This is a genomic window from Pseudomonas sp. P106(2024), from assembly GCF_057480815.1.
Map to the genome: position 1 here is coordinate 344,204 of NZ_JBLIYU010000003.1, position 15,753 is coordinate 359,956.

Annotated in this window: 13 protein-coding genes and 4 tRNA genes; 15 read left to right on the forward strand and 2 right to left on the reverse strand. The window is 64.9% G+C overall.

The window, feature by feature from the left end; translation table 11 throughout:
• Window positions 1-19: 19 nt before the first annotated feature.
• The 14 genes from truA to AC25M7_RS07875 all read left to right on the forward strand — a co-directional run bounded on the left by truA (window position 20) and on the right by AC25M7_RS07875 (window position 10,833).
• Window positions 20-874, forward strand: a complete 855-nt coding sequence (gene truA, locus AC25M7_RS07810) for a tRNA pseudouridine(38-40) synthase TruA (protein ID WP_062363739.1) — start codon at window positions 20-22, stop codon at window positions 872-874.
• A gap of 59 nt (window positions 875-933) precedes the next feature.
• A complete protein-coding gene (locus tag AC25M7_RS07815) occupies window positions 934-1,554 on the forward strand; it encodes a phosphoribosylanthranilate isomerase (protein ID WP_028690438.1) in 621 nt (206 codons plus the stop codon).
• Window positions 1,555-1,761: 207 nt separating this feature from the next.
• Window positions 1,762-2,655, forward strand: coding sequence for an acetyl-CoA carboxylase, carboxyltransferase subunit beta (gene accD, locus AC25M7_RS07820; RefSeq protein WP_028690439.1), 894 nt, complete (start codon window positions 1,762-1,764; stop codon window positions 2,653-2,655).
• A complete protein-coding gene (folC, locus tag AC25M7_RS07825; RefSeq protein ID WP_028690440.1) occupies window positions 2,655-3,962 on the forward strand; it encodes a bifunctional tetrahydrofolate synthase/dihydrofolate synthase in 1,308 nt (435 codons plus the stop codon). The genes accD and folC overlap by 1 nt, the downstream gene beginning before the upstream one ends.
• Window positions 3,946-4,617, forward strand: a complete 672-nt coding sequence (locus tag AC25M7_RS07830) for an SPOR domain-containing protein (protein WP_207852711.1) — start codon at window positions 3,946-3,948, stop codon at window positions 4,615-4,617. Before folC ends, AC25M7_RS07830 begins: the two co-directional genes overlap by 17 nt.
• A gap of 186 nt (window positions 4,618-4,803) precedes the next feature.
• Window positions 4,804-5,358, forward strand: coding sequence for a CvpA family protein (locus AC25M7_RS07835; protein WP_028690442.1), 555 nt, complete (start codon window positions 4,804-4,806; stop codon window positions 5,356-5,358).
• Between the two features lie 42 nt (window positions 5,359-5,400).
• Entirely contained in the window at window positions 5,401-6,906 is a 1,506-nt protein-coding gene (gene purF, locus AC25M7_RS07840) for an amidophosphoribosyltransferase (protein ID WP_028690443.1), read from the forward strand.
• A gap of 15 nt (window positions 6,907-6,921) precedes the next feature.
• The gene (locus AC25M7_RS07845) at window positions 6,922-8,133 is read left to right on the forward strand and encodes an O-succinylhomoserine sulfhydrylase (protein WP_028690444.1); all 1,212 of its coding nucleotides are present in this window, start codon (window positions 6,922-6,924) and stop codon (window positions 8,131-8,133) included.
• Window positions 8,130-8,903: an SDR family oxidoreductase gene (locus AC25M7_RS07850; RefSeq protein WP_062363728.1), complete on the forward strand. Its 774-nt coding sequence runs from the start codon at window positions 8,130-8,132 to the stop codon at window positions 8,901-8,903. The genes AC25M7_RS07845 and AC25M7_RS07850 overlap by 4 nt, the downstream gene beginning before the upstream one ends.
• A 260-nt stretch (window positions 8,904-9,163) precedes the next feature.
• Window positions 9,164-9,239: transfer RNA gene (locus AC25M7_RS07855), tRNA-Val, on the forward strand.
• A 79-nt stretch (window positions 9,240-9,318) separates the two neighbouring features.
• Window positions 9,319-9,395 (forward strand) — tRNA-Asp (locus AC25M7_RS07860).
• 83 nt (window positions 9,396-9,478) lie between these two features.
• Window positions 9,479-9,555 (forward strand) — tRNA-Asp (locus tag AC25M7_RS07865).
• Window positions 9,556-9,696: 141 nt separating this feature from the next.
• Window positions 9,697-9,773: transfer RNA gene (locus AC25M7_RS07870), tRNA-Asp, on the forward strand.
• 196 nt (window positions 9,774-9,969) lie between these two features.
• Entirely contained in the window at window positions 9,970-10,833 is an 864-nt protein-coding gene (locus AC25M7_RS07875) for a DUF2242 domain-containing protein (RefSeq protein WP_062363725.1), read from the forward strand.
• A 204-nt stretch (window positions 10,834-11,037) separates the two neighbouring features.
• Here the strand turns inward: AC25M7_RS07875 and AC25M7_RS07880 are convergent, their stop codons facing one another.
• Both AC25M7_RS07880 and AC25M7_RS07885 read right to left on the reverse strand, forming a co-directional pair.
• On the reverse strand, window positions 11,038-12,078 hold the full coding sequence (locus AC25M7_RS07880; protein WP_028690447.1) for an AraC family transcriptional regulator: 1,041 nt from the start codon (window positions 12,076-12,078) through the stop codon (window positions 11,038-11,040).
• A gap of 4 nt (window positions 12,079-12,082) precedes the next feature.
• Window positions 12,083-13,201 (reverse strand): nitrilase-related carbon-nitrogen hydrolase, encoded by a 1,119-nt coding sequence (locus AC25M7_RS07885; protein WP_028690448.1) that lies wholly within the window; start codon window positions 13,199-13,201, stop codon window positions 12,083-12,085.
• A 206-nt stretch (window positions 13,202-13,407) separates the two neighbouring features.
• Between AC25M7_RS07885 and AC25M7_RS07890 the strand changes: the two genes are divergently transcribed.
• Window positions 13,408-15,444, forward strand: coding sequence for an oxidoreductase (locus AC25M7_RS07890; RefSeq protein ID WP_486970912.1), 2,037 nt, complete (start codon window positions 13,408-13,410; stop codon window positions 15,442-15,444).
• Window positions 15,445-15,753 lie beyond the last annotated feature (309 nt).

The following is a 15,753-nucleotide window of genomic DNA, read 5'->3' on the forward strand; positions in this document are numbered from 1 at the left end:
AGCATCAGGTTTGCCGCTCTTGGACATCATCGACACCGCCGCCGCCGAGTCGGCCGCCGAAGGCTACACCCGCATCGCCCTGGGCGTGGAATACAAAGGCTCGCGCTACCGCGGCTGGCAACGCCAGGCCAGTGGCGTGCCCAGTGTCCAGCAGGCCCTGGAGCAGGCGCTGTCGACGGTGGCCAACGAGCCGATCTCGGTGATCTGCGCCGGGCGTACCGATGCCGGCGTCCATGGCTGCGGGCAGATCGTGCATTTCGACACCCGCGCCGTGCGCGACGAGCGTGCCTGGACCCTGGGCACCAACTTCAACCTGCCCCACGACATCAGCGTGGTCTGGTCGGCGCCCATGCCGGCGCACTTCCATGCCCGCTTCAAGGCCACCGCGCGGCGCTATCGCTACGTCATCTACAACGATCCGATCCGCCCGGCGCACCTGGCCGAGGAAGTGACCTGGAATCACCGCCCGCTTGACGTCGAGCGCATGGCCGAGGCCGCGCAGTATCTGCTGGGGACCCATGATTTCAGCGCCTTCCGCGCCAGCCAGTGCCAGGCCAAGTCGCCGATCAAGCACATCCACCACCTGCGCGTGACCCGCCACGGGCGGATGATCGTGCTGGACGTGCGCGCCACCGCGTTCCTGCACCACATGGTGCGCAACATCGCCGGCGTGCTGATGACCATCGGCGCCGGCGAGCGTCCGGTGGCGTGGGCCCGCGAGGTGCTGGAAGGGCGCAACCGCCGTGACGGTGGGGTGACCGCGCACCCTTACGGCCTCTACCTGGTGCAGGTGGAGTATCCGGAAGAATACGCGCTGCCGCAGCGTTACATCGGCCCACACTTTCTTACCGGCTACGAGGCGCTGGCGGACTGACGGGGCACGGGTCATTTGCTACCATCGACGCTTTCCCGATCACCCAAGGTTCGCCGTCCATGAGCAACGTTCGCAGCAAGATCTGCGGGATTACCCGTATCGAGGACGCCCTGGCCGCGGTCGAGGCCGGCGCCGACGCCCTCGGTTTCGTCTTCTATGCGAAAAGCCCGCGGGCGGTGGACGTGCGCCAGGCGCGGGCGATCATCGACGCGCTACCGCCGTTCGTGACCACCGTGGGGTTGTTCGTCAATGCCTCGCGCTGCGAGCTCAACGAGATCCTCGAAGTGGTTTCCCTGGACCTGCTACAGTTCCACGGCGATGAAGCCCCGGCCGATTGCGAGGGCTACCACCGCCCCTGGATCAAGGCCCTGCGGGTGCGCCCCGGGGATGACCTGGAGGCCGCCTGCCAGCACTACGCCGGCGCCCGCGGCATCCTGCTGGATGCCTATGTGCCGGGCGTGCCGGGAGGAACCGGTGAGGCCTTCGACTGGTCATTGATTCCGCAGCGCCTGAGCAAGCCGATCATCCTTGCTGGTGGCCTGTCGGCCGACAATGTCGCCGAGGCCATTCGCCAGGTGCGCCCGTACGCGGTGGATGTCAGTGGCGGCGTGGAGCAGGCCAAGGGCATCAAGGAAGCAGCAAAGATCGAAGCCTTCATGCAGGCGGTGAAGCAGGCGTGAACGCGGATGTGACGGCTGGCCGCGCGCCATCGTCCATAGCTTTCGCAGCCCGGTGCTGCCAGGTCGCGCCAGAGCGCGGGGCATGCCGGGGAAGAATTGGAGGTGGGGCGGTTGTAGCCGGCCCATCGTCGCTTTACAGAAGAATTTGAGCTCAAGGGCAGGGCGGGGCCGCGCAGGTCTCCCCGGCCAATACTGGAGAAAGCAAGCATGAGCAACTGGTTGGTAGACAAACTGATCCCATCGATCATGCGTTCCGAGGTGAAGAAGAGCTCGGTGCCGGAAGGGCTGTGGCACAAGTGCCCGTCCTGCGAAGCCGTGCTGTATCGCCCGGAGCTGGAAAAGACCCTCGACGTCTGCCCTAAGTGCAACCACCACATGCGTATCGGCGCCCGCGCGCGCATCGATATCTTCCTCGATCCAGAAGGCCGTGCCGAGCTGGGCGCCGATCTGGAGCCGGTCGACCGCCTGAAGTTCCGTGATGGCAAGAAGTACAAGGACCGCCTGACCGCCGCGCAGAAGCAGACCGGCGAGAAGGACGCGCTGATCTCCATGAGCGGCACCCTGATGGGCATGCCGATCGTGGTCAGTGCCTTCGAGTTCTCCTTCATGGGCGGCTCCATGGGTGCCATCGTCGGTGAGCGTTTCGTGCGCGCCGCCAACTACGCCCTGGAAAACCGCTGCCCGATGGTCTGCTTCTCCGCTTCCGGCGGTGCGCGCATGCAGGAAGCGCTGATTTCGCTGATGCAGATGGCCAAGACCTCCGCCGTGCTGGCGCGCCTGCGCGAAGAAGGCATTCCGTTCATCTCGGTACTGACCGACCCGGTCTACGGCGGCGTTTCGGCCAGCCTGGCGATGCTCGGCGACGTGATCGTCGGCGAACCGAAGGCGCTGATCGGCTTCGCCGGCCCGCGCGTGATCGAGCAGACCGTGCGCGAGAAACTGCCCGAAGGCTTCCAGCGCAGCGAGTTCCTGCTGGAGCACGGCGCCATCGACCTGATCATCTCCCGTGACGAGCTGCGTCCGCGCCTGGCTCGCCTGCTGGCGCAGATGACCGGCCAGCCGACTCCGGAAGCGGCCAAAGAGGTCGCCGCGGTCGCGTGATGAACCAGCGCAGCCTGGGCGACTGGCTCGCCTACCTCGAACAGTTGCACCCCTCGGCCATCGACATGGGCCTGGAGCGCTCGCAACAGGTGCTGGCGCGCCTGGGGCTGGGCAAGCTGGCGCCGCGGGTGGTGACGGTGACCGGCACCAATGGCAAGGGCTCGACCTGCGCCTTCGTGGCCGCGTTGCTGCGCGCCCAGGGGCTCAAGGTCGGGGTGTACAGTTCGCCGCACCTGCTGCGTTACAACGAACGGGTGCTGATCGAAGGCCGCGAGGCCAGCGATGAGCGCCTGTGTGAGGCGTTCGCCGCGGTGGAAGCGGCACGCGGCGAAATCTCGCTGACCTATTTCGAAATGGGCACCTTGGCGGCGTTCTGGTTGTTCAAGCAGTCCGCGCTGGACGCAGTGGTGCTCGAGGTCGGCCTGGGTGGCCGGTTGGACGCGGTCAACCTGATGGATGCGGATGTGTCGCTGGTCACCAGTATCGGCGTCGACCACATCGACTACCTGGGTGACAGCCGCGAGTCGGTGGCCTACGAGAAAGCGGGGATCTTCCGTCAGGGCAAGCCTGCGCTGTGCGGTGACCTGGATCCACCACAGCCTTTGCTGGACAAGGTACGCGAGTTGGGTTGCCCGTTCTTCCTGCGCGGGCGTGATTTTGACCTGGATAGCAGTGCCGAACACTGGCATTGGCGTGGTCGCCAGCTCGACGGTTCGCCTGTGGAGTTGCGCGACCTGCCGTTGCTCGACCTGCCCATGGAGAATGCCGCCCTGGCCTTGCAGGCTTTCCTGCTGATGGGCCTGCCGTGGGATGCTGGCACGGTTCGCCAGGCCTTGCTGGATACGCGTATCACCGGTCGTCTCGACCGGCGCGAGCTGCTGCTGCGTGGCAAGCGCGTGGAGCTGCTGCTGGATGTCGGTCACAACCCGCACGCTGCCGAGTACCTGGCCCGCCGCCTGGCGGCGCGCCCGGTGAAGGGGCGGCGCCTGGCGGTGTTCGGCCTGTTGGCCGACAAGGACCTGGCCGGTGTGCTCGCGCCGCTGCGCGACCAGGTCGCCGATTGGGCGGTGGCGCCGCTGGACACGCCGCGCAGTCGCCCTGCCGCGGAGCTGGCGGATGCCTTGACGAACCTCGGTGCGACGGTGAAGTCTTACGCCAGTGTCGCGGCTGCCCTCGAAGGGCAGTGCGCCCAGGCGACGGCGGATGACCAGATCCTGCTGTTCGGTTCGTTTTTCTGCGTCGGCGAGGCCCTGGCCTGGCTCGAGCGGCAGGTCCCCGAGGATGGAGTAGATGGCAGTGCTGGATAAAGGGATGAAGCAGCGCATGGTCGGTGCGCTGGTGCTGGTGGCGCTGGCGGTGATCTTCCTGCCGATGTTGTTCACTCGCGAGGACGAGCTGCGCCAGGTGCGTGTCGAGGCGCCGGAGGCGCCGGCCATGCCCAGCCTGCCCCAGGTTCAGGTGGAGCCTGTCCAGGTGCCAGAACCTCAGGCGTTGCCGGAGCAGAACGAGCAGCCGCCGGTGGTGGTCGACGAGTCCACGGCGCCGGTGACGGCGCCGAGCCAGCCCATCGCGCCGGTAGTGACCGTGGCGCCGCCCGCGCAGCCCAAGCCACAGACGCCAGTGCCGACGCCGCCGGTGGCCAAGGTGGAGGCGCGTCCTGTGCCTGCGCCCGCCGCTCCTGCCGCCAAACCAGCCGCGCCGTCGAAGATCGACGCCAACGGCCTGCCGGTGAGCTGGTCGATCCAACTGGCCAGCCTGTCCAATCGGGCTGGTGCCGAGAACCTGCAGAAGACCCTGCGCAGCCAGGGCTACAACGCCTATATCCGTTCGGCGGACGGCATGAACCGGGTATTCGTCGGGCCGCTGATCGAGCGTGCCGAGGCCGAGCGTCTGCGTGATGTGATCAATCGCCAGCAGAACCTCAAAGGCATCGTGGTGCGCTTCCAGCCGGAGCGTGGCTGAGTTCATCTCTGGACATGCACGTCCCCCTGTAGGAGCGGCCTTGTGTCGCGAAAGGGTGCTCCTACAGCAGTCCGCAAAGCTGTCCCCAGAGTCAGTCCGCAGCCCTTCAAACACCTGACATTCCGCTTACCCCAAGCCTCCTTGCTCTGGTAAAATGCGCCGCCTCAAACGTCGGCAGGCAACACCGTGGCATTTACCTGGGTTGATTGGGCGATCATCGCGATCGTCGCCATTTCATCACTGATCAGTCTCAAGCGCGGCTTCGTCAAGGAAGCCTTGTCCCTGCTCATCTGGATTGTCGCCGGTGCGGTGGCCTGGATGTTCGGCGGGTCGCTTTCGCAGTACCTTGAAAGCTATATCCAGACGCCGTCCGCGCGAGTCATCGCCGGCTGCGCGATTCTTTTCGTCGCCACGCTACTGGTCGGGGCGATGCTCAATTTCCTCATCGGCGAGCTGATCCGCGTGACCGGGCTGTCCGGTACCGATCGCTTCCTCGGCATGGCCTTCGGCGCCGCGCGCGGGGGCTTGCTGGTGGTGGTGGCGGTCGGGCTGTTGAGCCTGGGGCCGGTGCAACAGGATCCGTGGTGGCAGGAATCGCGCCTGATACCACAATTTCTATTGGTAGCCGACTGGTCGAAGAACCTCATACTCGGGTTCACCGGCCAGTGGATGTCCAGTGGGGTCAGCGCACCCGTTGACCTTCCGTTCAAGGAGCAGCTGCTCGGGCCGACCAAGCCGTGAGCGCTCTTCACTCAAGTTTCATCAAAGTAGGGGTTGCGTCGCATGTGTGGCATCGTCGGTATCGTCGGTAAGTCGAACGTCAATCAGGCGCTGTATGACGCGCTAACCGTGCTCCAGCACCGCGGCCAGGACGCTGCCGGTATCGTGACCAGCCACGATGGCCGGTTGTTCCTGCGCAAGGATAACGGCCTGGTGCGCGACGTTTTCCAGCAGCGCCACATGCAGCGTCTGGTCGGCAGCATCGGCATCGGTCACGTGCGTTACCCGACCGCCGGCAGCTCCACCTCGGCCGAGGCGCAGCCGTTCTACGTCAATTCGCCGTACGGCATCACCCTGGCGCACAACGGCAACCTGACCAACGTCGAGCAGTTGGCCAAGGAGATCTACGAGTCCGACCTGCGTCACGTCAACACCAACTCCGACTCCGAAGTGCTGCTGAACGTGTTCGCCCATGAACTGGCCGTGCGCGGCAAGCTGCAACCGACCGAGGAAGACGTGTTCGCCGCGGTTTCCCACGTGCACAGCCGCTGCGTCGGCGGCTACGCGGTGGTGGCGATGATCACCGGCTACGGCATCGTCGGCTTCCGCGACCCCAACGGCATCCGTCCGGTGGTGTTCGGCCAGCGTCACACCGACGAAGGCGTCGAGTACATGATCGCTTCGGAAAGCGTGGCCTTGGACGTGCTCGGCTTCACCCTGATTCGCGACCTGGCGCCGGGCGAGGCGGTGTACATCACCGAAGGTGGCCAGCTGTTCACCAAGCAGTGCGCCGAGAGCCCGAAACTGCAGCCGTGCATCTTCGAGCACGTCTACCTGGCCCGCCCTGATTCGATCATGGACGGCGTCTCGGTGTACAAGGCGCGCCTGCGCATGGGCGAGAAGCTGGCCGAGAAGATCCAGCGCGAGCGCCCGGACCACGACATCGACGTGGTCATCCCGATCCCCGACACCAGCCGCACCGCGGCGCTGGAACTGGCCAACCATCTGGGCGTCAAGTTCCGCGAAGGCTTCGTCAAAAACCGCTACATTGGGCGGACCTTCATCATGCCCGGCCAGGCCGCGCGCAAGAAATCGGTACGCCAGAAGCTCAACGCCATCGAGCTGGAGTTCCGCGGCAAGAACGTGATGCTGGTGGACGACTCGATCGTGCGCGGCACCACCTGCAAGCAGATCATCCAGATGGCCCGCGAGGCCGGCGCCAAGAACGTCTACTTCTGCTCCGCGGCCCCCGCGGTGCGCTACCCCAACGTCTACGGCATCGACATGCCGAGCGCTCATGAGCTGATCGCCCACAACCGTACCACCGAGCAGGTGGCCGAGTTGATCGGCGCCGACTGGCTGATCTACCAGGACCTCCCGGACCTGATCGAATCGGTTGGTGGCGGCAAGATCAAGATCGAGCATTTCGATTGCGCGGTGTTCAACGGTGAGTATGTCACCGGCGATATCGACGAAGCCTACCTCGATCGCATCGAGCAGGCCCGTAACGACCTGGCCAAGGTGAAGAACCAGGCGGTCAGTGCGATCATCGACCTGTACAACAACTGATTTGGGAGCGACGGCATGACCGATCAATGGGATGCCGGTCGACTGGACAGTGACCTCGAGGGTGTCGGTTTCGACACCCTGGCGGTGCGCGCCGGTCAGAACCGTACACCGGAGGCCGAGCACAGCGAAGCGCTGTTCCTGACCTCCAGCTATGTCTTCCGCACGGCCGCCGATGCCGCCGCGCGCTTTGCCGGCGAAACGCCGGGCAACGTCTATTCGCGCTACACCAACCCGACCGTGCGTGCCTTCGAGGAGCGCCTGGCGGCCATGGAAGGCGCCGAGCAGGCCGTGGCCACCTCCACCGGCATGGCGGCGATCCTCGCCGTGGTCATGTCGCTGTGCAGTGCTGGCGACCATGTGCTGGTGTCGCAGAGCGTGTTCGGCTCGACCATCAGCCTGTTCGAGAAGTACTTCAAGCGTTTCGGCGTGCAGGTGGACTACGTGCCGCTGGTCGACCTGAACGGCTGGGAAAAGGCCATCAAGGCCAACACCAAGCTGCTGGTCGTCGAGTCGCCGTCCAACCCGTTGGCCGAACTGGTGGACATCACCGCACTGGCCGAGATCGCCCATGCCCGTGGCGCCATGCTGGTGGTGGACAACTGCTTCAGCACTCCGGCCTTGCAGCAACCGCTCAAGCTCGGCGCCGACATCGTGTTCCACTCGGCGACCAAGTTCATCGACGGCCAGGGCCGTTGCATGGGCGGCGTGGTGGCCGGGCGCAGCGAGCAGATGAAGGAAGTGGTGGGCTTTCTGCGCACCGCCGGCCCGACCCTCAGCCCGTTCAACGCCTGGGTCTTCACCAAGGGCCTGGAGACCCTCAAGCTGCGCATGCGCGCCCACTGCGAGAGCGCCCAGGCGCTGGCCGAGTGGCTCGAGCAGCAGGACGGCATCGAGAAGGTCCACTATGCCGGCCTGCCGAGCCATCCGCAGCATGAACTGGCCAAGCGCCAGATGAGCGGCTTCGGCGCGGTGGTCAGCTTCGAGGTCAAGGGTGGCAAGGAAGGCGCCTGGCGTTTCATCGACGCCACCCGGGTGATCTCCATAACCACCAACCTCGGCGACAGCAAGACCACCATCGCCCACCCGGCCACCACCTCCCACGGACGTCTGACGCCACAGGAGCGCGAGGCGGCGGGTATCCGTGACAGCCTGGTGCGCGTGGCGGTTGGCCTGGAAGACGTGGCCGACCTGCAAGCCGATCTGGCCCGCGGCCTGGCGGCGCTGTGATCGACTGGAAGAGTGGCGAACCCGGCCATAACGGCCGGGTAGCCCTGGTAACCGGTGCCGCCCGCGGCATCGGCCTGGGCATCGCCGCCTGGTTGATCTGCGAGGGGTGGCAGGTGGTGCTCAGCGATCTGGATCGCCCGCGCGGCACCAAGGTCGCCAAGGCCCTGGGCGATAACGCCTGGTTCATCACCATGGACGTGGCCGACGAGGCCCAGGTCAGTGCCGGGGTGTCCGAGGTGCTCGGGCAGTTCGGCCGGCTGGATGCGCTGGTGTGCAACGCGGCGATCGCCAATCCGCACAACCAGACCCTGGAAAGCCTGTCCCTGGCTCAATGGAACCGGGTACTGGCAGTCAACCTCAATGGCCCGATGCTGCTGGCCAAGCATTGCGCACCTTACCTGCGCGCCCATGGCGGCGCGATCGTCAACCTGACCTCCACCCGCGCCCGGCAGTCCGAGCCGGACACCGAGGCCTATGCCGCCAGCAAGGGTGGCCTGGTCGCCTTGACCCACGCCCTGGCCATGAGCCTGGGGCCGGAGATCCGCGTCAATGCGGTGAGCCCGGGCTGGATCGATGCCCGTGACCCTTCGCAGCGACGCGCCGAGCCTTTGACCGAGGCCGACCATGCCCAGCATCCGACGGGCAGGGTAGGGACGGTCGAGGATGTGGCTGCGCTGGTGGCGTGGTTGCTGTCGCGTCAGGCGGGGTTTGTCACTGGCCAGGAGTTCGTGGTCGATGGTGGGATGACCCGCAAGATGATCTACAACTGAGCTGTAACCTGTTGAGATGTAAGAGAAAGGGGCGATAGCCCCTTTTTTGTCGGTTGTGCCGGCCTTGTGGCGGCGCAAGCCCGCTCTCACGCTGTGAGCATCTGGTTGCAGGAGCGGGCCTGCCCCGCGATGAGGTCGGCAAGAGCAACCGGCTTTTTTGCCCTTTTTGAAAAAAACTTCAATGGGGGTATTGACTTAGCATCGGTACCTGCGTAAATTTCGCGGCCTCAGCGAAGCAAACGCAACAAGCAACATCGCGGGGGTGATTAGCTCAGCCGGGAGAGCATCTGCCTTACAAGCAGAGGGTCGGCGGTTCGATCCCGTCATCACCCACCACTTCCTGAGACGTTCCTAGTCCAGTGGTTTCGAAAGAAACACGTTGGCAGAGAGGAACAGGACGCAAGTCCAGCTATGCGCGGCGGTAGTTCAGTCGGTTAGAATACCGGCCTGTCACGCCGGGGGTCGCGGGTTCGAGTCCCGTCCGCCGCGCCATTTTTCTCCAGATGGGTGCTTGCACCGGTCTGAGGCCACAAGGCCAGATCCCAGTTTCAATCAGGCGCAAGCCTGAACGATACGCAGCGGTAGTTCAGTCGGTTAGAATACCGGCCTGTCACGCCGGGGGTCGCGGGTTCGAGTCCCGTCCGCTGCGCCATCTTCTGCCAAGAGCCCCATGAACGCTCAAGGCAAAACAGAAAAGGCGATATCAAAGTCGCTTTTTTTGTGCCTGGCTTTCGCGCAATAGCACTTGAAAGCTCAGATCCCAGTTTCAATCGGGTGCAAGCCCGAACGATACGCAGCGGTAGTTCAGTCGGTTAGAATACCGGCCTGTCACGCCGGGGGTCGCGGGTTCGAGTCCCGTCCGCTGCGCCATCTTTGCCTCAAGGCCCTTTGAACACCTTGAAGCTACGAAAAAGCGACCTTAGGGTCGCTTTTTTCATTTCAGCGCCTTGCACGGTCACGGGCAAGGATTTACACCAAGCTGACAGAGTCTTCACCGATCAATGGTTTCAGCCACTGATCGATGTGTTGCACAATACGCCCCATTCGTTTCTTCCCGGAATTGGCAATGTCTAGATCAACCGTCTATGGCGCGCTCGGGCTGGCCCTCGTGCTGGCGGGTGTGTCCGGCTGTTCCTCGAAAAAGGCCGCCGTCTACGAGCACGAGAACTTCGATGACTCGGGCACCTTCTCCCGCAGTTTCGCCACCAGCGAGGCGGGCTCCTGCGAGGCGGCGCGGCGCGCGCTGCTCAGTCAGGGCTACATCATCACCAGCAGCGACGCCAACCAGGTCGCCGGCAACAAGAGCTTCCAGCAAAATGCCGAGAACCACTTGCAGATCAGCTTCAACATCACCTGCGTGCCGGACATGAGCGACAAACAGCGCTCGACCATGTTCGCCAACGCCCTGCAGGACCGCTACACCCTGAAGAAATCCAACACCTCCGCCAGTCTTGGCGTCGGTGTGCTGGGTTCGGTGTCGATGCCGATCGGCTCCACCGACGACTCCATGGTCAAGGTCGCCAGCGAAACGGTCACCGCCGCACAGTTCTACGACCGATACTTCGCCCTGGTGGAAAGCTACCTGCCGAAGCCGAAGAAGCCAGAGAAGACCGAACCTGCCGCCGAGCCAAAGGTGGAAAAACCGGCCGCCGACCTGGGCTTGCCGGAGCCTGCGCCCGCTGCCCTGGCGCCCGCGCCGCAGCCTGCCGCGCCGGTCGCCGAGAGCGTGGAAGAGGCTTCGGCCCCGACTCCGGTTGCCGCCGCGCCTGTCGCGGCTCCAGCGGCTCCCGTACCGGCCAGCGAAGCCCCGGCGGCCCCGATTGTGGACGATAGCAAGGGCTCGCAGCCCATCGCGCCGCCCGTCGAGCCAACTCCGATCCAGGTACAGCAGGACGCGCCGGCCGCAGAGCAGGCGCCGGCGCCACTCTGACGTGTCGATAACTTCCCGGGCGCCTGCTACGTTTATCGTTCATAGGGTTGTAATCATTCTGTCATTTCGCTGGCTTAGGTTGGCGCAATGACTGAAGAACAATGAATGAAGGGGCGTAAAGATGGACGATTATCTGGAAGAACTGCTCGAATTCCAGGCCTATGAACTGGACCTGCCAGAACCGGCCGACGACGCCACCGAGCTTTAACCCACCTGCCGCTGATGGCGGCGAAATTCCCCCGGTGTCAGCCCCGTCCAGCGCTTGAATGCGCGCTGGAAGGCCTCGGCCGAGGCGAACCCCAACAGATAGGCGATCTCGCCGAAGGCCAGCTCCGTGTCGCGGATATAGGTCTCGGCCAGATCGCGACGTGTGTCGTTGAGCAGGTTGCGAAAGCGCGTGCCTTCCTCGGCCAGTTTGCGGCGCAAGGTCCAGGTCGGCAGTTGCAGGTGTCGCGCCACTTCTTCCAGATCCGGCTCGCGCCCACCGTTCAGCAGTGGCCCCAGCAGGTGAGTGATGCGTTCGCCCAGGCTGCGCACGCGGGTGCGCTGGGCCAGTTCCGCCTCGCACAACTGCAGCAGGTGTTGCCAGGTGCTGGGGCAGTGCTGCGGGTTGGGCAGGGCCAGGGTGGCCTGGCTTAGGCGCAACTGGTTGGCCGTGGCGCCGAAATGCACCGGGCCTGCGCACAGGCTTTGGTACTGCGCGACGTAGGCAGGGGCGTCGAACTCGATTTCCAGGCGCTCGGCCTGCACCGGCCTGGCCGCCAGGGCGCCGAGCTGGGCCAGCCAGCCAGCGAGCAGGGAGTCGACCACGAAGCGGTTGTAGTCGTTGTAGGGGCTGATGGAGTAGAACCGCAGCCAGGCGCCCTGGGCGTCTTCGTGAAAGCTCGACTGGCCCCGGTAGTTGGCGGCATACAGTGGCTCAAAGCGCAGCAGGGTGCGGGCGGCGTCGCCGAGGGTCGGGGCCTGGGCGGCGGCGACGCCGGCGAGCCCGGCCTGGGCCAGGCGGCTCAGGCGGCCCATGTGCAGGCCTAGCGCTGGCTCGGCAGAAAGGGCAATCGCCGCGTGCCCCAGGTGCATGTAGCGCGGGATCGACAACCGCGCACCCGGCTCGGCCAGGCGCCTGGCGTCGAGGCCATAGCGCAGCAGCAGGGGGTGTGGATCGTGACCGAGTGCCGTCAGCGCCTCGGCCAGGGGCTGGACGAAACCTACCGACAGTTCACCCAGGCGTACGCGGGGGCGGGGCATGTCGTCACAGCCACAGGTTGAGCAGGCGCGCGCCGTGGCTGTCGTTGCCGACCCACAACATGCCGCCCTGGCTGGCGAAACCCTGCCCATCGCTGCCCAGCTCCCAGAACTGGCCGCGCATGAACACGCTCATGCTCGGGGTGCTGGCGTTGGCGGCCAGGGGCAGTTGCTGCCAGGCGCGCTGTTCGCTGACGGCTCCGCGCTGCAGGGGCAAATCGGCGGCCTGGGCCTGATGGCGGTTGCCACGCCAGGGCGCCTGCCAGCTCTGCTTGCCGCTGAGGAACACCGGATTGGCGACCAGCTGCACCGATTGCGCGGTCAGTTGCCGGTAGTTGGCGGGGTACCAGCTGTCGCTGCCGATCAGCACGCCCAAGCGTCCTGCGGGAGTCTGCAGTACCTGCAGCGGATGCTGCTGGCCGTCGTGGATGTAGCGCCGGCTTTCGCTGTCGGGGTACTGCTGGTGCTGGGGCTGCCCGAGCACCGAACCGTCGCTGGCGAATACCAGACTGCTGTTGTACAGCGGACCGTTGCCGATGCGCAGTACGCCGTTTTCCACATAGGGCGCGGGCAGGACGATGGAGCCGGCGACCAGGGTGATGCCAAACTCCCGGGCCAGGCTGCCGAACACCTGCTGGTAGTCGGCGGCCATCTGCGCGGCCTTCATGCGCAGGTGCGCGTCCGAGCGGCGATCGTCGCCGCTGGCGGCGAGCATCGCCAGGCCATAGCTCAGCGGGTTGCTCAGTTCCAGCCATTGCCAGGCCTCGTTGCGTCGGGTGACCTGGTACAGTTCGCGCTTCTCGCCCCGGGCCCACAACCATGTGCCAATGTGCTCCGGCAACACCACCACGGTGCGCGGATTGACCAGGCCTTGGGCGCGGGCTTGTTCCAGGTAGGCTGAGAGCTTGCGGTGCAGGCGTGTGAGGTTCTGGTAGTCCCCCGGATACAGCAGCGGCTCGACACCCAGCAAGTTGCCGTGCTCGCCCGGCACGCCCTGGTTGAGAGCCAGCTCGATGCGCAGATCGGACAGGTAGTGACCTTCTGGACGCTGCAGGGTCCAGAAGCCGTAGCCGCAGAGGGCGGCAAGGATGACCAGCGCCAGGGCGCCGGCTAGCAGTTTTCGCATGGAGCGGTCCAGCACTGGGCAGTAGGAGTGCCCTAGGGTAGTCCTGCTGTACAGCAGGATCAATAAGTTGTCAGTTTCGATCATTGAGCGTGTTCAAACGCCTGTTTAATGTCGACCCCAGACAAACGACGGGCCCCGCCACGCTGTTGTAGAGACCTGGTAGAGGCGCCCGCATTCCGTGATCACGCCACCTGTGGAGTCCATCCATGGCTACCGACCGTTACCCGCACCTGTTGGCCCCTCTCGACCTGGGCTTCACCACTCTGCGCAACCGCACCCTGATGGGCTCGATGCACACCGGCCTGGAGGAGCGCCCGGGCGGGTTCGAACGCATGGCCGCGTATTTCGCCGAACGCGCCCGTGGTGGCGTCGGGCTCATGGTCACCGGCGGCATCGCGCCCAACGATGAAGGCGGTGTGTATTCTGGCGCGGCCAAGCTCAGCACCGAGGAAGAGGCCGACAAGCATCGGATCGTCACCGAGGCGGTGCATGCCGCCGGTGGCAAGATCTGTCTGCAGATCCTCCACGCCGGGCGCTATGCCTACAGCCCGAAACAGGTGGCGCCCAGCGCCATCCAGGCGCCGATCAACCCGTTCAAGCCCAAGGAGCTGGACGAGGAGGGCATCGAGAAGCAGATCCGCGATTTCGTCACCTGCGCAAGCCTGGCCCTGCGCGCCGGCTATGATGGCGTCGAGATCATGGGGTCAGAAGGCTACTTCATCAACCAGTTCCTCGCCGCCCACACCAACCACCGCACCGACCGTTGGGGGGGCAGCTACGAGAACCGCATGCGACTGGCGGTTGAGATCGTGAGCCGGGTACGCGAAGCGGTGGGGCCGAACTTCATCATCATCTTCCGCCTGTCGATGCTCGACCTGGTCGAGGGCGGCAGCACCTGGGACGAGATCGAGCTGCTGGCCAAGGCCATCGAGCAGGCCGGCGCCACGTTGATCAACACGGGTATCGGCTGGCATGAGGCGCGCATCCCGACCATCGCCACCAAGGTGCCGCGCGCGGCGTTCAGCAAGGTCACCGCCAAGCTGCGCGGCGCGGTGAAAATCCCGCTGATCACCACCAACCGCATCAATACCCCGGAGGTGGCTGAGGCGGTGCTGGCGGAGGGCGATGCCGACATGGTCTCCATGGCCCGACCGTTCCTGGCCGATCCTGACTTCGTCAACAAGGCCGCTGCTGGCCGTGGCGACGAGATCAACACTTGCATCGGCTGCAACCAGGCCTGCCTGGACCACACCTTCGGCGGCAAGCTGACCAGCTGCCTGGTCAACCCGCGGGCTTGCCATGAGACCGAGCTCAACTACCTGCCGGTACGGGCAGTCAAGCGTATCGCGGTGGTCGGCGCTGGTCCTGCGGGCCTGGCAGCCGCCACCGTGGCCGCCGAGCGCGGTCATGAAGTGACGTTGTTCGATGCTGCCGCTGAGATCGGTGGGCAGTTCAACGTGGCCAAGCGCGTGCCGGGCAAGGAGGAGTTCTACGAGACCCTGCGTTATTTCCGCAACAAGGTGAAGTCCACGGGTGTCGACCTGCGCCTGAATACCCGTGTCGATGTGGCTGCGCTGGTGTCCGGCGAGTTCGACGAGATTATCCTGGCCACGGGCATCGCTCCGCGCACGCCGGCCATTCCCGGTATCGACAACGCCAAGGTGCTGAGCTACCTGGATGTGCTGCTGGAGCGCAAGCCGGTGGGCGAGCGGGTGGCGGTGATCGGTGCCGGTGGCATTGGTTTCGATGTGTCCGAGTACCTGGTGCACAAGGGCGTGGCCACCAGCCAGGACCGCGAGGCGTTCTGGAAGGAGTGGGGCATCGATACGCGTTTGGAGGCTCGTGGTGGTGTGGCCGGGATCAAGGCCGAGTTTCATGCGCCGGCGCGCCAGGTGTACCTGCTGCAGCGCAAGAAGACCAAGGTTGGCGACGGCCTGGGCAAGACCACCGGCTGGATTCATCGCACGGGGCTGAAGAACAAGCAGGTGCAGATGCTCAACAGCGTCGAGTACCTGAGCGTGGACGATGCTGGCCTGCATGTGCGGGTTGGCGAGGGCAAGCCGCAGTTGCTGGCGGTGGACAACATCGTCATCTGCGCTGGCCAGGATCCGCTGCGCGAGTTGCATGATGGCCTTGTTGCGGCCGGGCAGTCGGTGCATCTGATCGGTGGCGCTGACGTGGCGGCGGAGCTTGATGCCAAGCGGGCGATTAATCAAGGGTCGAGGTTGGCGGCGGAACTGTGATTGCTTGAATTGGTGATTAGCCAACTTTCACAGTTGAGGTGGTGATATACCTTTCCTGTGGAGGTTGGCTTGTCAGTGAGTGACTGTAACTGAAGAAGCATTGCCAGTAGTCTCCACTTACTCCATGTATCCGGCAACGGCAACGGCAACGGCAACGGCAACAGGCGACTAAGAACGGCATCGCCATTCTGTGCGTTCGTCGGCGCGCCGACTCAAACATCGAGCGTTTCTCTGTCACGCGACTGTATTGTTGACTATTCTGCGATCTGTCCCAGTACACTTCGCAACTGTTACGGTATTCTGCCTCGG